The organism is Streptomyces sp. NPDC048565 (genome assembly GCF_040650935.1).
Lineage (GTDB): Bacteria > Actinomycetota > Actinomycetes > Streptomycetales > Streptomycetaceae > Streptomyces.
Genome location: NZ_JBEZIH010000017.1, coordinates 131,141 through 150,427, shown reverse-complemented (window position 1 = coordinate 150,427; position 19,287 = coordinate 131,141). Strand labels below are relative to the sequence as shown.

Here is a 19,287-nt window from a genome sequence, read left to right as displayed (position 1 = left end):
CCCGCCCGGTCGCGGGCCCCCGACAGCCTCAGTCGAACCAGCGGTCCCGGGCCAGCTCCTCCGTGCGCGACGGGTCCTCCAGCAGGGCGGCCACCTCGAAACGGCGCGGCCACTGCCCCGCCGCCCAGGCGAGACCGGCCGCCACGCCCTCCAGGGTGGACGCGTGGACCACGCCGTCCGGGGTGCGGCGCCAGTCCAGCTCGACGCCGCCCGCGCGCAGTTCGCCGTGCTCGACGTACGAAGCGGGGGTCCCCGCGCCGAGCAGGATCCGTACAGACTCCGGTACCCGGTGCTCCTCGCCCTCCGTCGTCACCACCGCCTCGACGCTCTCACCGAGCCGCCGCACCTGGAGCAGGTCCGCCAGGTCGGCCGCCCGCGCCGGGGCCACCGGGAGCAGCGGCAGTCCCCCGGTCAGCGGCAACAGGTCGGGGGCGTCGGCGATCACCACGTCCGCCGCGTCGGCGACCCGCACCTCGTCGTCGACGACGGCCCGCAACTCATCGGGCAGCGTGACCTGTTCGGGGTCCAGCTCGGCGAGCGCCGTGTAGAGCGAGTGCAGTTGAACGGGCCCGACGGGACGCTCGTCGTCGGCGAGCCGGCCCAGCAGCTCGGCCGCCCCGCCCGGCTCGTCCAGGAGCGCGGCCACCGAGGTCCGTACGCCGAGGGCGCGCAGCACCTGCGCGTCGTCGAAGCCCGTCGCGTCGGCGGAGTCGTAAAGACCCGCCAGACGCGGGTCGCCGCCCGCAGCCCGCAGACCGGCCGGGCGGCGGCCGTCGAGCACGGGGTGGTCGCGCAGCCACCACGCGGTGTAGGGCCGCACCGACTGCGTCGTACCGTCCGGGAGCAGCACCCGCACCGGCTGAGTCAGCGCGTCGCGCAGCGGCGGGCGGGCGAGCATCGCCAGCGCCTGCGGCCAGGCGTCGTCGTCGACGAGGTCCAGATCGCGTACGGCGACGAGTTCGGTGGCGACCGGCGGAACGGGGGTGTCCGGGAGCTGGTCCAGGACGTCCTCGCACCACACGTCGACGGCGTCGAGCAGACCCGCGTCGTCGGGCTCGGCGAAGTCGCTGTCACGGGGCTCCAGTTCATCCGGGTCGAGGACGACATCGGTGGCCCGCACGAGCGCGAAGGTGGCGAGCACCCCGCAGGCGGTCAGCGGCTGTTCGCCCCAGCGCCCGGTCAGCTCGGCGTCGCACAGGGCGAGTTCACCCTCCCGCATCACCTGGGCGAACGGGCTGTCCCGCAGCACGAGTTCACCGGCGGGCGCGGGCTCGCCTTCCTCGTCGGGCAGGGCGAGCGCGCCCAGCCACGGCTCGTCGCCAGGCGCGAGGTCCGCGTCGCGTACGAGGGTGAGGACGGTGTCGGCGAGCTCGTCCGCGTCCAGGGCGTCCTCGTCCCAGATCTCACCCGCGTCCAGCGAACCCGCCACGGCGGCGCGGACCTGCGGGGTCGTCAGGACGGCGCGCGGGGTGGCGGGCAGCGCGCCCAGCTTCTCCAGCAGGGGGTGGGCGGCGTCCGGGTGGGCCACCTTGAGACCGAGCCTGGCCAGCCGGGCCAGCACCGGCGCGGTCAGCGCGTCCGGCAGCGGCAGCAGCACCTGGCGGGGGCCGATGGTCGTGCGGGGCGGCGCGTCCTCGGAACCCGCCAGGGGCACGGGCAGTCCGGAGAGCCGGTCGGGGTCGACGCCGGCCAGGCTGTCGTACAGCCGTCGCCACCAGGCGGGGTCACGCTCAAGACCGGCCAGTCGGTCGATGGCCTCGGTCAACGGCACCCGGGCGACACCGAGGGTGCGCAGCTCGGGGCGGCGCTCAAGGCCGGCGGGCAGCAGACAGGGCAGGACCTCGGCGAGTACCCGCACGGTCCTGTCGCCCACCCCCTCGACCACCTCGGCCTCGACGGGCCGCAGCGCGGTCGTCACCGGGCCCGGGGCCCCCGATCCGTCCCAGTCGTCCCACTGGGCGGCGGCCTCGGCCGGGTCCCTCGGCGCGGCGGGCTCCAGGAACGCGATCCGGGGCAGCCGCTCCAGGACCGCCGCCCGCAGCGCACCGTCGAGCGGCCCCTTGCCGAGCACGGCAGGCACCAGCGCGATCGTCGCGACGGACACGGGCTCCCACCCGGCGAGCAGCTCGGCGTACGCGTCGGCCGCGCGCTGCACCAGGAAGTCGGTCAGCGGTCCCGGCGCGGGGTGCCTGCGGGTGGTGTCCAGCGGCAGCGAGGCGATCAGCAGCGCGGGGACGCCGAGGGGCTCGTCGGTGGGGGTCGGGGCGTGCACGACCGGCGCCGTACGGGGATGCTGCGGCGCCCCGTCCTCACCGACGGGCACGGCCCACGTCACCGACCAGTGCGGACGCAGCCGCTCCTCGACGGGCCTGTCGGCCAGCAGCGCGGGATCCAGGGGGCCCTGGGCGGCGACACTGCGCCAGCGGTGCAGCCCGTGCGCGGAGTCGTCGATGTGCGTGTACGGGCCGTGCTGCGAGCGCCGTAGCGTCCGTACGCCCTCGGGGGTCTCGATGACGACCTCGGCGAGGCCGGGCAGCGTCAGGAGCAGCGCGTCGTCGACTCCGTCGAGCAGCCTGCTCACGAGGTCCTCGGCGACGCCGTCGCGGAGCGGCAGGACGACGACGGTGTCGTAACCGTCGGGCGCGGTGCCCTCGGCGGGCAGCGGAAGCCTGAGCAGCGGTACGTGTCCGTCGCGGCGCCGCAGCTCGTCCCCGAGACCGGGACTGCCGACGGCCGCCTGCCGCGCGAGGTCGCGGGCCTCCGCGAGGGACCAGCGGACACCGCCGTGGCGCCCGATCACGGCGGGCTCGTCGCTGACGGCCAGCACGGCGGCGAACCCGACGCCGAAACGGCCGACCGACGACTCGTGGCCCTCACGCTTGGCGGACGCCCGCAGCGTGCTCAGCGACTCGACGCCCGTCGCGTCCAGCGGGGCACCGTTGTTGGCGGCGGCCAGGACGGCGGGGCTGCCGTCGCCCGCCTCGTGCAGGGTGAGGCGGAGCCGGCCGGGGACACCGGTGCGGGCGGCGGCGTCGGCGGCGTTCTGGGCCAGCTCGACGACCAGCCGGTCGCGGTAGCCGCCGAGCGCGAGGTCCTCCTCGGCGTTGGCGTCCTCCCGGAAGCGGGCGGGCCCCGCGCCCCAGGCGTCGAGCACGCCGCGCCGCAGTCGCGCCGTCCCGAACGGATCGGCCCCCTCGGTCGCATTCATGCCCACGCTCGTACTCCGCTCTTCCGGTGACCCTGTCGCCCAGTGTGCGCCCGAAGGTACCGCGAAGGGACAGCCCTCAAGACCAGCCGTCCAGCGATCGAGGCCGGCCCCTCGCCGAAAGCCCCACCCGGGCAGCATCAAGCCCGTCCGGCGATCGAGGACAAAACCCGCACCGGGAGCTCCCGGGCTCCGCGATGCCCGGGCACCGCAAGCCCGGACCCCACAGCGGGCAGGAGCGTCAGGAGTGGCCGAGGTCCTCCGTCGAGCCGTCCGCCCGGTCCGGGACCGAGCCCGAGTCGTCGGCCGGACGCAGGGAGTAGTCGTCCACCCGCATCGTGTCCAGCGCGTGCGGCGTCGGCTTCGGCGGCTTCGGCATGACCGCCGCCTCGGAGTGCCCCCCGCAGCCGTACGCCAGGGAGACCACCCGGCCGTCCGCCGGGGCGAACTCGTTCGCGCAGACCCCGAAGGCCTGCTTCAGCGAGCCCGCCATCGGCACCAGGAACGCACACGTGACGCACGACGCGGGCGCGGCCTGCGCCATGGGCGTCTTCGCGCCGAACTCCTCGTCCCACCGGTCCGCCGCCAGCCGCAGCCCGTACCGGGACAGCACCCGCGCACGCCGCGTCCCGAGCTCGTCCGCGACCGCGGCGATCGAGCCGCGCCGCGTCCCGGGCAGCGTCGTCAGCTCCGCGTCCTCCGCGTCGGCGAGGGCCGCCAGCTCCTGCGACACCTCCGAGACCGGCGAATTCGGCAGGGGCTCGTCCTCGCCCGTCCAGCCGGGCTCAAGGCGCGGGTCCTCCGCCTCGGTGGGCAGGAGGTCGCCGGGGCCCATGTCGCCGGGCCGCAGCCGCTCGCTCCAGGGCACCCACTCGGGGGCCAGGAGCGCGTCGGAGCCGGGCAGCAGCACCGTTTCGTCAAGGGTGACGTTCTTGGCGCGGGAGGCCCTGGCGACGGTCACCGCCCAGCGCCAGCCCCGGTAGCCGGGCTCCTTGGACTCGAAGTAGTGCGTGACGACCCGGTCCCCCTCGGAGACCAGCGCCACATGCTCACCCACCACTCCGGGTGCGGCAGCCTCTTCCGCCGCCGCGCGTGCGAGGTCTACCGCCTCGGCGCACAGGCGGTCTGGGGCGGGGGTACGGGCCGTACGGCTTCGCGTCGTCGTCGCAGCACTCACAGGTCTCGCTTCTCTCCATACGCCGTCTCACGAGCGCGCCAGCAGCTCCATCGATGTCCGATTTCGGCCATGACAGTTGTGGGCGGAGCGGACCTGGGGGCCGCGTCGACGTCCACACCCGTTGTGCCTGCCTCGGGCGCGCCTTCTGCCACCCATTCTGCGGGATCGCGGAGAGGCGCGCGGCCAAGAACAACCGCCGGTGGCGCGTGAGTGCACGCTACCCTCTCCGCCGCCCGCCGCCCACCTGCCCGTCCCAAACAGAACGGGAACCCTTCCGTAACGGTCCGGATCCGCCCCCGGGCGGCAGGCAGGACCGCCCGGAACCCCGCCCCCGACCAGCGGCGGGTCCCGGCCGCATCCCGGCCGTTTCCGGACGGGACGACTCACCCGACGGAGCGGCCCGCGCCGCGCCCCGGCCGATCATGGGTTCGTGACCGCGGGGGGTGGGGCACTATGACCACGTGACCGCCGCCAGGTCGTCCGACGGATCCGGTCCGCTCCGCAGGGCGGGCCGGGCGATGGCCCGTGCCCTGCGCGCCCCGTTCACCGGAACCGCGCGGGGAATCCGGAAGGCGACCCACGCGCACGGGGCGGGTGAGTCGGGCCTCGGTAAGCTGATCGAGCTGCACGCGGTCAACGGCGCGGGTGACGTCATGATCACCGTGGCCCTCGCCTCCACCGTGTTCTTCTCCGTACCGACGGACGAGGCGCGGGGGCGCGTCGCCCTCTACCTCGCCGTCACCATGGCCCCCTTCACTCTGCTCGCCCCGGTGGTCGGCCCGCTCCTGGACCGTCTGCCGCACGGCCGCCGCGCCGCGATGGCCGGTGCGATGTGCGCGCGGGCGGTGCTCGCGATCACGATGTCCGGCGCGGTCGCCACGGGCGGCCTGGAGCTCTATCCGGCGGCCCTTGGGGTCCTGGTCTGCTCGAAGGCGTACGGGGTCGTGCGCAGCGCCGTCGTGCCCCGGCTCCTGCCGCCCCGCTTCTCCCTGGTGAAGGCCAATTCGCGGGTCACCCTGGCCGGCCTGCTGGCCACCGGTGTCGCGGCGCCGATCGGTGCGGTGCTGCAGAGCGTCGGGTCCCCCTGGCCTCTCTACGGGGCCTGCGCGATCTTCCTCGGCGGGACCGTCCTCGCCTTCACGCTGCCGCCCAAGGTCGACTCCGCGAAGGGTGAGCACAAGGCCCGCCTCGTCGTCCCGCACGAGGACACGGTCCCCGCCCCCGCAGGGCCTGCCAAGGACACCGGGCACGAGAAGAGCGGCAGGACGGGCAGGACCGGCAAGAACGGGAGCACGCTCTCCGGCCGGAGGAACGGGCGGGAGAAGCCACCCGGACTGCGTTCCGTCGGGCCGTCCGTCCTGCACGGCCTCCAGGCGAACGCCGCGCACCGCGGGCTCTCCGGCTTCCTCATCTTCTTCCTGGCGTTCCTGCTGCGCGAGCACCCCATGTCGGGGCAGAGCGCCGCCGTCTCCCTCGGCATCGTCGGGGTGGCGGCCGGCGCCGGGAACGCCTTCGGCACTGCGGTGGGCGCATGGCTCAGGGCACGCGGCCCCGAGCTGATCGTCGCGACGGTGCTGGGGCTCGCCCTGGGGGTCGCCGTGCTCGCCGCGGTGCTCTTCAGCACGGTGCTGGTCGCCGCCCTCACCGCGACCGCGGGTTTCACGCAGGCCCTGTCGAAGCTGTCGCTCGACGCGATGATCCAGCGCGATGTGCCGGAGGAGGTGCGTACATCCGCCTTCGCCCGGTCGGAGACGCTGCTTCAGATGTCCTGGGTCGTCGGCGGCGCGATCGGTATCGCGCTCCCCCTCAACGGAGTACTCGGCATGTCCGTCGCCGCGGGGCTCCTCGCACTCGGCGCCGCTGCCTCCGTACGGGGCCTGCTCGGGGCCGCACGGCGCGGCTCGCCGCACCCCCGCGTGGCATGAGCGGCACCGACCGATACCCTTCGGCGCATGACCGTTGCGTTCTTCTCCGGTAAGGGCCGTCGAATCGGCGTCGCTCTTGGAGCCGTGTCCGCGGGACTCCTTGTCCTGTCCGCCTGCGACAAGCCGACGCCGCTCGCCACCGTGACGGTCGGCGACAACTCGGTGAGCACCGAGGCCGCCTGCTACAACGACGGCGACGCCCTCAAGGAATCCGAGATCCAGGGCTGCCTCAACAAGAAGGCGGACAAGACCGTCAAGGTCGCGATGGACGACAAGGTCCACTTCGGGGTCGACCCCGAGGTCGCCGACCACGGCTGGACCCTCTTCATCAACGGCCAGCAGGCCGAGCAGGAGCCGTACAAGAAGACCTACCGGACGATCCCCGGCAGCGCCTTCTTCGCCAGCCAGACCGGCGAGACCACGTCGGACAAGACGCAGGTCAGCGTCGTGGAGACCAAGGGTCAGAAGCTCACGGGCGTCTGGCACTTCCAGCTCACGAAGACGTCCTGACGCCCTGTCGTCCTGACGCCCCGCCGTCCTGACCCTTCCGATCCGCCCTCCGAACCCGAGGACCACCGCCGTGCGGGTGCTTGTCGTGACCGCTGTCCCGGCCGAACGGGACGCGGTCACGCGTGCGTTCGGGGGTGATCCCGCGATACGTGAGGTGCCGGGCGCCGAGCTGCACAGGGCCGGTCCTTTCGATGTCGTGGCGGGCGGCGCGGGACCGGCCGCCGCCGCCGCGGTCACCGCCTTCGCACTCGCCGCCGCGCCCGGCGCCACGCCGTACGCGGCCGTCGTCTCGGCCGGTATCGGCGGCGGATTCGCACCCGCAGCGCCCGTCGGCTCCCTCGTCGTGGCGACCCGGATCGTCGCCGCGGACCTGGGCGCCGAGACCCCGGACGGCTTCGTTCCTGTCACCGGTCTCGGCTTCGGCAGGGACACCTTCCTGCCGCCCGAAGCCCTCGTGGGGGACGTGACGGAGGCCACCGGCGCCGTGCCGGGCCCCGTCCTCACCGTCTCCACCGTGACCGGCAGCGCGGCCCGCACCGCCGAGCTGCTGGCCGCGCACCCCGGAGCCGTCGCCGAGGCCATGGAGGGCTTCGGCGTCGCGGAGGCCGCCGACAGGTTCGGTGTGCCGGCGCTGGAGCTCCGGGCCGTCTCGAACACCGTGGGGCCGCGCGACCGCGAGGCCTGGCGGATCGGCGACGCCCTGGCGGCGCTCACCGAGGCGTTCGGGAAGACCGCACCCGTAGTGGAAAGTTGGAACCGGCATGACCGACTCGACCGACACCGTCACTGACACCGTGACCGGCTCCGCCGGCGCCCCGCTCCCCGCGCTGCGGATCGCCTTCTCGCCGTGCCCGAACGACACCTTCGTCTTCGACGCCTGGGCGCACGGAAGGGTCCCGGACGCTCCGGCCCTCGATGTCACGTTCGCCGACATCGACCTCACCAACGGCATGGCCGAGCGTGGTGAGCTCGACGTGCTGAAGGTGTCGTACGCCGTCCTGCCGTGGGTGCTCGACGAGTACGCGCTGCTGCCGTGCGGCGGGGCGCTGGGGCGCGGCTGCGGTCCGCTCGTCCTCACGAAGGAGCCGGGCGCGGACCTGACGGGGAAGACCGTCGCCGTGCCGAGCGAGCGCTCCACCGCCTATCTGCTGTTCCGGCTGTGGGCGGCCGAGGTCGTGCCGGACGGCGTGGGCGAGATCGTCGTCATGCCGTTCGACGAGATCATGCCGGCGGTGCGCGACGGCCGGGTGGACGCGGGGCTCGTGATCCACGAGGCCCGGTTCACGTACCAGGACTACGGGCTGCACAGCCTCGCCGACATGGGCGAGCACTGGGAGTCGACCACCGGCCTGCCGATCCCGCTCGGCGCGATCATCGCGAAGCGCTCGCTGGGCGAGGAGACGCTGAACCGGCTGGCGGATGCGATCCGTACCTCGGTGCGGATGGCCCTGGACGACCCGGAGCGCTCGCGTCCCTACGTCGCGGAGCACGCCCAGGAGATGGACCCGTCCGTGGCCGACCAGCACATCGGGCTCTACGTGAACGAATTCACCGCCGACCTCGGCGAGAGCGGCTACGCCGCGATCCGGGGCCTGCTGACCCGGGCCGCGGCCGAAGGCCTCGTACCCGCGCTGGCCCCGGACGCGCTGTCCTTCACCGGGCGCTGACACCAGGCACGGACCGGAGCGCCCTCAGACGTCGAGCTGGTCGGCGACCGCCCTCAGCAGGCCGGCGATCTGCGCACCCGCCGCCTTGTCGGGGTAGCGGCCCCGCTCCAGCATCGGCGTGATGTTCTCCAGCACCGTCGTGAGGTCCTGCACGATCGAGGCCAGCTCGTCGGGCCTGCGCCGCTGCGCGGCGGCGACGGACGGCGTGGGGTCGAGAATCGCCACGGAAAGGGCCTGGTCACCGCGCTGGCCGGCGACCACGCCGAATTCGACGCGCTGACCGGGCTTCAGCGCATCGACGCCTGCCGGGAGGACGGAGGAGTGGACGAAGACGTCGGCGCCGTCGTCACGCGAGAGAAAGCCGAAGCCCTTTTCCGAATTGAACCATTTGACCTTACCCGTGGGCACGTCTGTCCTCGTCCTCGTCCTCGTCGGTGCGCGGGGGAGCCGCGAAACGGCTCCGGATAGCAGTACAGCGGGTCCGAGACCCGCCACGCCCCAGGCTAATGGCCCAGGGGCCGGACACAAGACGGCACCGAACGGTGCCGCCGAGCTGGGAACTACCCTGACCGGGTGAGTACTACTCCTTCCGGCGCAGGCGACCGGCTCGTACAGGTCGGCGCGATCGTCTTCTTCATCGGCGCACTGGCCACACTGGTCACTGTGGCCCCACTGTTCCTGGGCACCGACCCGTTCCCGTCCATCGCCTACGCGGTGTGCATGCTCATGGGTCTCGGCTTCCTGATCGCGGCCGCGGGGGTGGTGCGGTCCGTGTGGAAGAGCTCCCCGAAACGCGCCGCGGCGAGGTAGTGACCCGCGGCCGGCGCGGTACGTGTCACCCCGCCACGTAGGCGCGCAGCCAGGCGGGGAACGCCGTGAGGTCCGGCAGGATCACATCGGCTCCGGCGTCCCGCAGCTCCTGCTCGTCGCACGGACCGGTGGTGACCCCCACCGACAGGGCGTTCGCCGCGCGTGCGCCCCGTACGTCCCCGGTGTGGTCGCCGACGTAGATCCGCGCACCGTGCTCCAGGAGCGCCTCCGCCTTCCCCTCCGCCCAGAGCCCGCCGATCAGCAGGTCGGCCGCTATGCCGAGGTGGTCGAGGTGGAGCTTGGCGTTCGGCTGGTACTTGGCGGTGACGACCATCGCCCGTCCGCCGAGCGCCTGGACGGCCTCGACGGCCTCCCGGGCGCCGGTGAGCGCGGTCGTCCCGGTGATCGCCGTCTCCGGGTAGAGCGCGCGGTACCGGTCGGCGACCTCCGCGATCTCGTCGGCCGGGAACCAGTGCGCCATCTCCTCCTCCAGGGGCGGGCCGAGCCGGGTGACGACCAGGTCGGTGTCGATGTACACACCGGTCTCGGCGGCCAGTACCTCGTAGGCGGCCTTGATGCCGGGCCGCGAGTCGATGAGCGTCATATCGAGGTCGAAGCCGACCGTCGGAGCGTGTGTAGGCATAAGCCCCATTGTGCCGAGCACCCGGACCCGGCCGACCGGCCGCCCACCATCCGGAAGCCCTGACGGACCCACAGGCCACCCATACACTTAGCCAAGCCTTACTTCGCGCCCGCCCGGGGCCCGGACCCCTGGCCCGGACCCCTGATCCTCGCTCACCCGATTGGTTCCGATGGCAGCTGCCGCTCCCCGCCTGTCCCGACGCGCGACGGCGACCGCCGCCGCAGTCGTGGCCCTGCTGCTCGCCGTGCTGCTCAGCCTCGCCGTGGGGGCGCGGACCATCGCGCCGTCGGCGGTCCTGGACGCCCTGCTGCACGGCGGGCACTCGGACGCCGCCGAGGTGATCCGGCAGATGCGGGTGCCGCGCACCGTGACCGGTCTGATGGTCGGCGCGGCGCTCGCCCTCGCCGGCACCGTGCTCCAGGGCATCACCCGTAACCCCATCGCCGACCCGGGGATCCTCGGGATCAGCCAGGGCGCTTCGGCGGCCGTCGTCCTGGCCATCGCCTACGCCGGGATCCACACCCTCACCGGCTATGTGTGGTTCGCCTTCGCGGGGGCCGGCGTCGCCTCCGTCGCCGTGTACGCCATCGCCTCCCGGGGCCGTGGCGGCGCGACACCCGTGAAGCTCGCGCTGGGCGGAGCCGCCATCAACGCGCTGCTGGTGTCGGTGACCATGGCGGTGCTCACCACCAGGGCGGCGGCGCTCGACGAGTTCCGCTTCTGGCAGGTGGGCTCGATCGCCGGCCGTGAGGACCGGGTCGCCCAGCAGATCTGGCCGTTCCTGCTGATCGGCGCGGTCCTCGTGGTGTCCGTGGCACGCGGCCTCGACGCACTGGCGCTGGGCGATGACGTCGCGAAGGGCCTCGGGCAGAACGTCGCCGCCGTCCGTGTCGTCGGCGGCATCGGCGCCACCGTGCTCACCGGCGCGGGCGTCGCCGCGGCCGGACCGATCGCCTTCGTCGGCCTCGCCGTCCCGCACATCGCCCGCGCGATCGTGGGTGGCGACCACCGCTGGCTGCTGCCGATGGCCGCCCTCGTCGGGCCCGTGATGCTCCTGGTCTCCGATGTCGTCGGCCGGATCCTCTTCCCGCCCGGCGAGGTCCCCGCAGGGGTGATGACGGCCCTGATCGGTGTGCCGTTCCTCGTCGCCCTCGTACGCCGGAAGGCGGTGCCCGCGTGACCACGGACACGGCGCCACCCGTGCGGACCCCGGCCCGCCCCGCCGGCTACCGGGTCCTGCGGCTCGGGAAGCGGGCCGGCTTCCTGCTCCACCGCCGGGCGGGCCTCGTCGCCCTCGCCCTCGCCCTGCTGCTCGCGGCGGCCTGCGTCGCCTACCTGTGCGTCGGCGAGAGCTTCGTGGCACCCGCCGAGGCCGTGAAGGTCGTACTCGGCCGGCCGTCACCGGCAGAACTGGTCGTGGGCACCCTGCGGCTGCCCCGCATGGTGGTCGGGCTGCTCGTCGGCGTGGCCTTCGGGATCGCCGGTGCACTGATCCAGACCGTCGCCCGCAACCCGCTCGCCAGCCCCGACATCATCGGCGTCAGCCAGGGCGCGAGCGCCCTCACCGTCGGCGCGCTGACCTTCGGCCTCACCTCCTACACCGTCCTGCCCCTCCTCTCCGTCGCCGGCGGCATCGCCGCAGCCGCGCTCGTGTACGTCTTCGCGTGGCGCGGCGGCCTCCACGCGACCCGCTTCGTCCTCATCGGGATCGGCTTCGCTGTCGCCCTGCGGTCGGTGACGACCCTGTTCCTGACGAAGGGCGACTACCTGGTCGCCCAGCAGGCGCAGATCTGGATGACGGGCTCGCTCAACGGCCGCGGCTGGGACGAGGCCGCCCCGATCGGCTGGACCCTCCTCGTCCTGCTCCCCGCCGTGCTGTGGGCGGCACGCGCGCAGCGCACCGTTTCGCTGGACGACGACACCGCGACCGCCCTGGGCGTACGCCTCGGGCGCGTACGGCTGGGCCTCGTCGCCCTCGGGGTGGTCCTGGCGTCCGTGGCGACGGGCACGGCGGGACCGGTCGACTTCGTGGCGCTGCTCGCCCCGCAGATCGCCCGGAGGATGACACGTACGGCACAGATCCCGCTGCTGTGCTCGGCCCTGCTCGGCGCCCTGATCGTCGTCATCGCGGACCTGCTGGCCCGCAGGCTCTTCTCCCCCACCGAACTCCCGGTGGGCGTGCTGACGGCGGCGGTCGGCGCCCCGTACCTGATCTGGCTGATCATCCGTGGCCACGGCGGCCGCACAGGAGGCAACGCATGAGCACCACCTGTCCCACGGACACGGACACGACGACGCAGTCCAGGCTCACGGCGCACGCCCTGACCCTCGCCTACGACGACCGCACCGTCGTGCACGAGCTGGACCTGGCCGTGCCCGACGGATGCGTGACGGTCATCGTCGGCCCCAACGCCTGCGGCAAGTCGACGACCCTGCGTGCCCTGGGCCGGCTGCTGAAACCGGCCGGCGGTTCGGTGCTCCTGGACGGTACGGAGCTGTCACGCATCCCCACGCGCACCATCGCCCAGTCGGTCGGGCTGCTCCCGCAGACACCCGTGGCACCCGACGCGATCACCGTCTCCGACCTCGTCGCCCGTGGCCGCCAACCACATCAGCGCTGGTGGCAGCAGTGGTCGGACGCGGACGAACGCGCGGTGACGGACGCCATGGAGCGCACGGACATCACCGCGCTCGGCGACCGGGCGGTGGACGAACTGTCCGGGGGCCAGCGCCAGCGGGTGTGGATCGCGATGGCACTCGCGCAGGACACGGACCTGCTGCTGCTCGACGAACCGACGACGTATCTCGACATCGCGCACCAGGTCGAGGTCCTGGACCTGGTGCGCAGGCTCGCCGCCCCGGCGGCGGACGGCAGCCGGGGACGGACCGTCGTCACCGTCCTGCACGACCTCAACCAGGCCGCCAGGTACGCCGATCACCTCGTCGCGATGAAGGCGGGCCGCATCGTCGCCGAGGGGCGGCCCGGGGACATCGTCACCGCCGGACTCGTACACGAGGTCTTCGGCCTGGAGGCCGTCGTCATCCCCGACCCGGTCACCGGCTCACCGCTCGTCGTACCGGGCGCGCCCTGGAACCCCACGCTTCCCTCCCCTTCCCCCTCCGGAAAGGCTCTCTGACATGCCCTCACCTTCCACGGCCCGTCCGCTCGTCACCGGCTCGCTGGCCGTGGCCGTCGCGCTGGCGCTCACCTCCTGCGGCTCGTCCGACTCCGGTTCGGGTTCCGGTTCCGGCTCCTCGGGGTCGTCGGCCGGCGGCAGGACGCACACGGTCGCCACGGCCATGGGCAACATCAAGGTGCCCGTCGCCCCGAAGCGGGTCGTCGTCCTGGACACCGCCGAGCTGGACTCCGCGCTCACCCTCGGCGTCAAGCCGGTCGGCGCCACGCACACCGGCACCGAGTCGGGCTACCTGAGCTACCTGCCGAAGGACGAGGTCGCGGGCATCAAGGACGTCGGCGAGATGATGACGCCGAATCTGGAGGCCATCGCGGCGCTCGAACCGGACCTGATCCTCACGAGCAAGATCCGCCACGGCGACAAGTACGACGAGCTCTCGAAGATCGCGCCGACGGTCATGACGGAGAACACGGGCTACCCCTGGAAGGAGAACTTCCAGATCCACGCCAACGCACTCGGCAAGGTACCGGCCGCCGAGAAGGCCATCGCCGCGTACGACACGCACGTCGGTGAGGTCACCGAGGCACTCGGCGGCAAGAGGAAGGCGGCGGCCACCGAGGTCAACCTGGTGCGGTTCGTCGAAGGCGCTGACATCCGCGTCTACGGCCGCGAGAACTACATCGCGACGATCCTCGCCGACGTCGGTCTCGGCAGGCCCGCGATCGTGGACAAGGCCAAGGACGGCTTCTCGTACGACGTCAGCCCGGAGAAGATCGACCAGGCCGACGCGGACGTCATCTTCCACTCGACGTACGGGGACGCGAAGAAGTCCGGGGAGACGCAGACGATCGGCAGCGGCCTGTGGAAGAACATGGCCGCGGTGAAGGCCGGCCAGGTGTTCCCCGTCGACGACGAACTGTGGGTCCAGGGCATCGGCTACACGGCGGCGGACAAGATCCTCGACGAACTCGAGGCGGACCTGACGAAGTAGGAACTGAAGCCTGTGGGGCGCGGTGTCAGGTCCGCGCCCCACAGGCGGTCGGGGGGAAAGCCGGGCACGCTCAGGGGCTCGTCATCCGCAGCACCGCCAGCCGCGTCAGCTCGCGGCCCTGCGGCTCGGTGTCGAGCGAACGGTGCAGGGCGAGGCCCTCGATCAGCGCGTCCAGCTGACGGGCCGTATCCGGGTCGAAGTGCTGCTCCAGCAGGCGGCGGCTGCGGTTCATCCACGCATGGGTGAGCTCACGGTACTCGTCGCGCCGCGCGGCCAGCGTGTAGAGCTCCTGGGTGAGGACGAGGTCCCTGCGGGGTCCTTCGGAGAGCACATGGATGAGGTCGGCGACGGCCTCACGGGCCTGTTCGGGGGTGCCGGCCCGGCCCAGGTACAGCTCGAAGACCGCCACGATGTGGTCGGCGAAGCGAGTGAAGGCCTCCCGCAACAGGTCGTCCATGCCGTCGAAGTGATACGTCATCGACCCCAGCGGAACATCGGCCCGCGCGGCGATCTTCCGGTGCGACACACCGGCGACCCCCTCCTCGGCGATGTGGTCGAGCGTGGCGGCGAGGATGCGTTCGCGCCGCTGCGGGTCCGCACGTCCGGTGGCCATGGGGCGGCCCCGGTCAGACGCCGCGGATGACGCGGGCGGGGTTGCCCACGGCGACGACGTCGGCGGGAACGTCCTTCGTGACCACGGCTCCCGCGCCGATCACCGAGTTGTCGCCGATGCTCACCCCGGGGCACACGATGACTCCGCCGCCGAGCCAGACGTTGTCACCGATGGTGATGGGGAGCGCGGCTTCCAGCTTGTCGCGGCGGGGCCCCGGCTCCACGGGGTGGGTGGGCGTGAGGAGCTGGACGTTCGGGCCGATCTGGCAGTCCTCGCCGATGGTGATGCGCGCGACGTCCAGTGCGGTGAGGTGGTAGTTGACGAAGGTGCGGGCTCCGATGGTGATGTTGCTGCCGTAGTCGACGTACAGCGGGGGGCGCAGATCGACGCCTTCGCCCACGGAACCCAGCAGCTCGGCCAGGATCGCCCTGGCGGCGTCGGCGTCCTCGGTGTGCGCTGCCTGGAAGCGGGCGGCGAGGCGCATCGCCCGCTGCTGCCGCTCGGCGATCTCCGGATCGTCGGCGATGTAGAGGTCGCCCGCGAGCATGCGCTCGAGGTTGGTGCGCGGATCGTTGGCGAAGTAGTCCGTCGGCATGCGCACGATCGTAACCCCTGGGATGTACGAACGTACACTTCCGCGCGCACCTCGCGCACCCCACGCCTCGCTTCTCCCCGCGTCCCCGCTCTTCCGCGTCCCCGGGCCTCCGGGCCTCCGCCTCCCCGCACCTCCGCGCCTCACTGCGACAGCCTGCGCGCCCGCCACACCAGATACAACGCCGACGCCACCGCGGCCACCCGCACCACCACGGGCCAGACGTCCGCGACCGCGTCACCCAGGGTGCCCTCCGCGATGGGTTGACCCCAGCGGCCCTCCAGGCGCCCCCACAGCCAGACGAAGGCCCCGGCCACGACCACACCCGGCAGGCCCATCGCGACCCACTTGGCCTCCGCGCGCGAGAACTTGCGTGAGCTGTACGCCAGCAGCCAGCCGCCCGCGAGCGCCAGCCACGCCCCGAACACGGCGCCGGCCACGAGCAGCGCGGCGGCCAGCAGCAGCAACGGGTTCGAGAGCCGGGGCCGCGCGGCTCCCTCGCCGCCCCCTCCGCCCCGGCGCAACCGCGGCCTCCACCGCCGCCGGGAGCCCGGCGCGGCGACGCCCTCCCCCAGCCCCTCTCCCCCTTCTCCGGCTTCTCCGTCTTCTCCGTCTTCTCCGTCTTCCTCCGCCGATCCGGGCTCCTCGGCCTCGACCGGCGCGCGGGGCCCTGGGGGCCTGGGGGTGCCCGGCAGTCCGAACAGCTCGGGGCTCTCCAGCCCGCCCACGAACCCCGGCACGGCGGTACCGGGCCCCATGGCCCCGGGCACGCCCTGCGCACCCTGCCCGCCCTGCGCGCCTTCACCGAAGGGCCCGGGCTCGATCCGCCACCACTCGGGCCCGGCCCCGGACGGCGCCTGGTCCAGGCCCGCCATGTGCGGGGCGGAAGCCGCCGGCCAGTCGGGCGCGGGCTCCTCACCGCCGTCCGAGGCCGCCGCCGCACCCCCGGCCCCCTTCTTGGCACTCCCCTTCGAACCGCTCTTCGCGCTCCCCCTCGCACTCTCCTTCGTGCTGTCTTTCGCGCTCTCCCCCGGCGACGCGCCCTTACGGGAAGCGGCTTTCCGGAGCACTCCCCGCCGCGCCCGAGGCACCCCGCCCGATTCCGCCGCACCCTTGGCCGCATTCGCCCGCGGTGACGGCAGCGGCACCGTCCCGTCGCCCGACTCGGCCGCGGCGGCCACGAGTTCACCCGGGGCTCCGAGCCTGCCGATGATGCGCCGGACCACGGCGGGAGAGTCCGAGCCGTCCGTGCCACGCTGCCGGTCGATCTCGCCCCGGAGCGTCGCCACGAGCCTCATCCGGGCGCCGGATGACAGCTGTTGCTGCTGCGCCAGGTCACCGACCCGGCTGAGATAGTCGTAGACAAGCTGGTCGCTCTCGATGCCCACGCGATCGTTCTCCCTCCACCGGCCCTGCCCCGACGGTAGCGTTCCAGGGGCTACCGTGGGACGGATGGGGACGACCACACCACCGCGCACGCTCGCCGAAGCTCTGCGCGCCCGGGGCGACGAATCGCTGGCAGGGCTGCTGCGCGCCCGCCCCGACCTGCTCAGCCCCGTGCCGAACGACATCACCCAGCTGGCGACTCGGGCCGGCACGCGTGCTTCCGTCGTACGCGCGCTTGAGCACCTCGACCGCTTCGCCCTGCAGACCGCCGAGGCACTGGCGGTGGCACCGGACCCCGCCCCGTACGACACGCTGCTCGCGCTCCTCACCGGCGACGGCCAGGACGACGGCGACGGGCGCGACGACGCGGGAGCCGCGATCACCGCCGCGCTGCCCGCCGCCCTCACGACCCTGCGCGAACAGGCCCTGGTCTGGGGCGAGGACACCGGACTGCACCTCGTACGCACCGCACGCGAGCTGCTCTCCCCCTCGCCGCAGCACCCCTCCCCCACCGGCCTCGGCCCGACCGTCGCCGAGGCCACGGCCGGCATGTCGCCCGGCAGGTTGCAGGAGATCCTGACCGCCGCCGGGCTGCCGGCGACGCACGACCCGGTGTCCGCCGTGACCGCGCTCGCCGGGCTCTTCACGGACCGGGCCAGGATGGCGGAGCTGCTGGACACCGCCCCGGTCGAGGCGCTAGCCGTGCTCGACCGCCTGGTCTGGGGCCCGCCCTACGGCGAGGTCACCCCGAATCCCGCCCCGCCCGTGCAATGGCTGCGCGACCGCGGGCTGTTGCTGCCCGTGTCCACGCGCACCGTCGTCCTGCCACGCGAGGCGGCACTGCACCTGCGCGCGGGCCGCGCCCACCGCGTACCCGAACCCGTACCCCCGGCGCTCGTGGCGGCGGCCGAGCGGGATCCCCAGGCTGTGGACAGAGCGGCCGCGGGCCAGGGCTTCACGGCCGTGTCCACCGTCGAGGAACTCCTCAAGCTCTGGAACAACGGCGGTCCGGCCATCCTCCGCGCGGGCGGCCTGAGCGTCCGCGAGCTGAAACGCGCCGCCGTCGCGCTCGACGTCCCGGAGCCCGTCGCCGCCTTCTGGATCGAACTCGCCTACGCCGCGGGCCTGCTGGCCCCCGACGGCGAGACCGACGAGCGGTACGCCCCCACGCCCGCGTCCGACGAATGGCTCGACCTCCCCGCCCAGGACCGCTGGGTCCACCTCGCCACCGCCTGGCTCGCCGCCACCCGCACCGCGGGCCTCATCGGCGGCCAGGACGCCAAGGGCCGGGCCCTGTCCACACTCGGCCCCGACCTCGACCGCTCGGCCGCACCCGAGGTACGCCGCCGGGTACTGGCCCTGTTCGCCTCGCTCCCCCCGGGCACCGCGCCCGACCCGCAGTCCCTGCTCGCCCGGCTCCGCTGGGAACGCCCACTACGCACCCCGGCACCGAGCGGCGGCGGAGCAACCGCACCGACGACGCCACCCCAGAGCGGCAGCGACCCCACCACGACACCCTCCGACCTCCGCTCACGCATCGCCCTGTGGACGGTCAACGACGCGGAGCAGCTCGGGATCACCGGCCGCGGGGCCCTCTCCTCCCAGGCCCGCGCCCTGCTCGACGAGGGCCCGGCGGCCGCCGCCGCCCTCCTCGCCCCGCTGATCCCCGAGCCCCTGGACCACGTGCTGCTCCAGGCCGACCTGACGGCCGTCGCCCCCGGCCCGCTGGAACGCCCGCTCGCCGACACGCTCTCGGTGCTCGCCGACATCGAGTCCAAGGGCGGCGCGACGGTCTACCGCTTCACCCCAGGCTCCGTACGCCGGGCACTCGACGCCGGGCGGGCCGCGACGGACCTGCACGCCTTCCTGGCCACCCACAGCCGCACGCCCGTACCGCAGCCGCTGAGCTACCTCATCGACGACGTGGCGCGCCGCCACGGCCATCTGCGGATCGGCGCCGCCTCCGCCTACGTACGCTGCGACGACGAGGCCGTGCTCAACGAGATCCTCGCCGACAAGCGCTCTGCCACCCTGCGGCTGCGCAGGCTGGCACCGACCGTCCTGGCCGCGCAGGCCGACCCGGGCTCGCTCATCGACGGGCTGCGCGAGATGGGGTACGCCCCCGCCGCCGAGTCCGCCGAAGGCGATGTCCTGATCACCCGCGCCGGCGCCCGCCGCACCCCACCGCGTACGCCTCCCGCCCCCGTACCCGAGGGCCCGCCGGTCCCGGACACCACCCTGCTGAGCGCCGCCGTCCGGGCCATCCGGGCCGGCGACACGGCCGCCAGGGCCGTCCACAGGGACGCGGACGCCCGGGACACGGCCACCACGGGCTCACTCCCCCGCACGACCCCCGCCGAGACCCTGGCCACGGTGCAGGCGGCCGCGATGACCGGCTCGGCCGTCTGGATCGGCTACGTCAACGCGGACGGCGCGGCGAGCCAGCGGGTGATCGCGCCGGTCAAGGTGGAGGGCGGCTTCGTGACGGCGTACGACCACACGGCCGACGAGGTCAGAACGTACCCCCTGCACCGCATCACGGGCGTAGCAGACCTCCCGGACGACCAGACACCGTAACGGCCCCCACCCCGCCGCGCGCCCGCCCCCGCCGCGCCCCTTCGCTGGGGGTTA

Annotated in this window: 17 protein-coding genes; 10 read left to right on the top strand and 7 right to left on the bottom strand. The window is 73.6% G+C overall.

Annotation, left to right across the window (positions count from 1 at the left end):
- Positions 1-28: 28 nt before the first annotated feature.
- Together AB0C75_RS21405 and AB0C75_RS21400 are read right to left on the bottom strand one after the other, a co-directional pair.
- Complete coding sequence (locus tag AB0C75_RS21405; protein WP_362893095.1) at positions 29-3,208, bottom strand: molecular chaperone Hsp90; 3,180 nt, start codon at positions 3,206-3,208, stop codon at positions 29-31.
- Between the two features lie 238 nt (positions 3,209-3,446).
- Complete coding sequence (locus tag AB0C75_RS21400) at positions 3,447-4,382, bottom strand: DUF3027 domain-containing protein (RefSeq protein ID WP_362893093.1); 936 nt, start codon at positions 4,380-4,382, stop codon at positions 3,447-3,449.
- A 461-nt stretch (positions 4,383-4,843) separates the two neighbouring features.
- On the opposite strand from AB0C75_RS21400, the gene AB0C75_RS21395 reads away from it, so the two are divergent.
- The 4 genes from AB0C75_RS21395 to AB0C75_RS21380 all read left to right on the top strand — a co-directional run bounded on the left by AB0C75_RS21395 (position 4,844) and on the right by AB0C75_RS21380 (position 8,484).
- The gene (locus AB0C75_RS21395; RefSeq protein ID WP_362893091.1) at positions 4,844-6,307 is read left to right on the top strand and encodes an MFS transporter; all 1,464 of its coding nucleotides are present in this window, start codon (positions 4,844-4,846) and stop codon (positions 6,305-6,307) included.
- Between the two features lie 27 nt (positions 6,308-6,334).
- Complete coding sequence (locus AB0C75_RS21390; RefSeq protein ID WP_362893089.1) at positions 6,335-6,817, top strand: DUF2771 domain-containing protein; 483 nt, start codon at positions 6,335-6,337, stop codon at positions 6,815-6,817.
- A 70-nt stretch (positions 6,818-6,887) separates the two neighbouring features.
- Positions 6,888-7,607, top strand: a complete 720-nt coding sequence (locus AB0C75_RS21385; RefSeq protein ID WP_362893087.1) for a futalosine hydrolase — start codon at positions 6,888-6,890, stop codon at positions 7,605-7,607.
- The gene (locus AB0C75_RS21380; protein WP_362893085.1) at positions 7,579-8,484 is read left to right on the top strand and encodes a 1,4-dihydroxy-6-naphthoate synthase; all 906 of its coding nucleotides are present in this window, start codon (positions 7,579-7,581) and stop codon (positions 8,482-8,484) included. The genes AB0C75_RS21385 and AB0C75_RS21380 overlap by 29 nt, the downstream gene beginning before the upstream one ends.
- A 24-nt stretch (positions 8,485-8,508) precedes the next feature.
- Here the strand turns inward: AB0C75_RS21380 and AB0C75_RS21375 are convergent, their stop codons facing one another.
- On the bottom strand, positions 8,509-8,892 hold the full coding sequence (locus AB0C75_RS21375) for a cold-shock protein (RefSeq protein ID WP_362893083.1): 384 nt from the start codon (positions 8,890-8,892) through the stop codon (positions 8,509-8,511).
- Positions 8,893-9,057: 165 nt separating this feature from the next.
- Between AB0C75_RS21375 and AB0C75_RS21370 the strand changes: the two genes are divergently transcribed.
- On the top strand, positions 9,058-9,294 hold the full coding sequence (locus AB0C75_RS21370; RefSeq protein WP_362893081.1) for a hypothetical protein: 237 nt from the start codon (positions 9,058-9,060) through the stop codon (positions 9,292-9,294).
- Between the two features lie 25 nt (positions 9,295-9,319).
- On the opposite strand, the gene AB0C75_RS21365 is transcribed toward AB0C75_RS21370, so the two are convergent.
- Entirely contained in the window at positions 9,320-9,937 is a 618-nt protein-coding gene (locus tag AB0C75_RS21365; protein ID WP_362893079.1) for an HAD hydrolase-like protein, read from the bottom strand.
- Between the two features lie 169 nt (positions 9,938-10,106).
- Between AB0C75_RS21365 and AB0C75_RS21360 the strand changes: the two genes are divergently transcribed.
- From AB0C75_RS21360 to AB0C75_RS21345, 4 genes are read left to right on the top strand one after another with little or no spacing between them, the layout of a single operon-like run.
- On the top strand, positions 10,107-11,117 hold the full coding sequence (locus tag AB0C75_RS21360; protein WP_362893077.1) for an iron ABC transporter permease: 1,011 nt from the start codon (positions 10,107-10,109) through the stop codon (positions 11,115-11,117).
- On the top strand, positions 11,114-12,199 hold the full coding sequence (locus AB0C75_RS21355; protein ID WP_362893075.1) for an iron ABC transporter permease: 1,086 nt from the start codon (positions 11,114-11,116) through the stop codon (positions 12,197-12,199). Before AB0C75_RS21360 ends, AB0C75_RS21355 begins: the two co-directional genes overlap by 4 nt.
- Positions 12,196-13,074 (top strand): ABC transporter ATP-binding protein, encoded by an 879-nt coding sequence (locus tag AB0C75_RS21350; protein ID WP_362893073.1) that lies wholly within the window; start codon positions 12,196-12,198, stop codon positions 13,072-13,074. Before AB0C75_RS21355 ends, AB0C75_RS21350 begins: the two co-directional genes overlap by 4 nt.
- 1 nt (position 13,075) lies before the next feature.
- Positions 13,076-14,065, top strand: coding sequence for an iron-siderophore ABC transporter substrate-binding protein (locus AB0C75_RS21345; RefSeq protein ID WP_362893071.1), 990 nt, complete (start codon positions 13,076-13,078; stop codon positions 14,063-14,065).
- A 70-nt stretch (positions 14,066-14,135) separates the two neighbouring features.
- On the opposite strand, the gene AB0C75_RS21340 is transcribed toward AB0C75_RS21345, so the two are convergent.
- The 3 genes from AB0C75_RS21340 to AB0C75_RS21330 form a co-directional block, all read right to left on the bottom strand.
- On the bottom strand, positions 14,136-14,678 hold the full coding sequence (locus AB0C75_RS21340) for a TetR family transcriptional regulator (protein WP_362893069.1): 543 nt from the start codon (positions 14,676-14,678) through the stop codon (positions 14,136-14,138).
- Between the two features lie 13 nt (positions 14,679-14,691).
- A complete protein-coding gene (locus AB0C75_RS21335; RefSeq protein WP_362893067.1) occupies positions 14,692-15,273 on the bottom strand; it encodes a sugar O-acetyltransferase in 582 nt (193 codons plus the stop codon).
- A 140-nt stretch (positions 15,274-15,413) separates the two neighbouring features.
- Positions 15,414-16,658 (bottom strand): hypothetical protein, encoded by a 1,245-nt coding sequence (locus AB0C75_RS21330; protein WP_362893065.1) that lies wholly within the window; start codon positions 16,656-16,658, stop codon positions 15,414-15,416.
- Positions 16,659-16,722: 64 nt separating this feature from the next.
- On the opposite strand from AB0C75_RS21330, the gene AB0C75_RS21325 reads away from it, so the two are divergent.
- Entirely contained in the window at positions 16,723-19,233 is a 2,511-nt protein-coding gene (locus AB0C75_RS21325) for a helicase C-terminal domain-containing protein (protein ID WP_362893063.1), read from the top strand.
- Positions 19,234-19,287: the final 54 nt, after the last annotated feature.

Excerpts from the sequence above, each read along its gene's own strand:
- AB0C75_RS21350 (WP_362893073.1), top strand. The coding sequence starts at position 12,196 with ATGAGCACCACCTGTCCCACGGACACGGACACGACGACGCAGTCCAGG.
- AB0C75_RS21365 (WP_362893079.1), bottom strand. The coding sequence starts at position 9,937 with ATGCCTACACACGCTCCGACGGTCGGCTTCGACCTCGATATGACGCTC.
- AB0C75_RS21335 (WP_362893067.1), bottom strand. The coding sequence starts at position 15,273 with ATGCCGACGGACTACTTCGCCAACGATCCGCGCACCAACCTCGAGCGC.
- AB0C75_RS21380 (WP_362893085.1), top strand. The coding sequence starts at position 7,579 with ATGACCGACTCGACCGACACCGTCACTGACACCGTGACCGGCTCCGCC.
- AB0C75_RS21340 (WP_362893069.1), bottom strand. The coding sequence starts at position 14,678 with ATGGCCACCGGACGTGCGGACCCGCAGCGGCGCGAACGCATCCTCGCC.
- AB0C75_RS21325 (WP_362893063.1), top strand. The coding sequence starts at position 16,723 with ATGGGGACGACCACACCACCGCGCACGCTCGCCGAAGCTCTGCGCGCC.
- AB0C75_RS21390 (WP_362893089.1), top strand. The coding sequence starts at position 6,335 with ATGACCGTTGCGTTCTTCTCCGGTAAGGGCCGTCGAATCGGCGTCGCT.
- AB0C75_RS21405 (WP_362893095.1), bottom strand. The coding sequence starts at position 3,208 with ATGAATGCGACCGAGGGGGCCGATCCGTTCGGGACGGCGCGACTGCGG.
- AB0C75_RS21360 (WP_362893077.1), top strand. The coding sequence starts at position 10,107 with ATGGCAGCTGCCGCTCCCCGCCTGTCCCGACGCGCGACGGCGACCGCC.
- AB0C75_RS21345 (WP_362893071.1), top strand. The coding sequence starts at position 13,076 with ATGCCCTCACCTTCCACGGCCCGTCCGCTCGTCACCGGCTCGCTGGCC.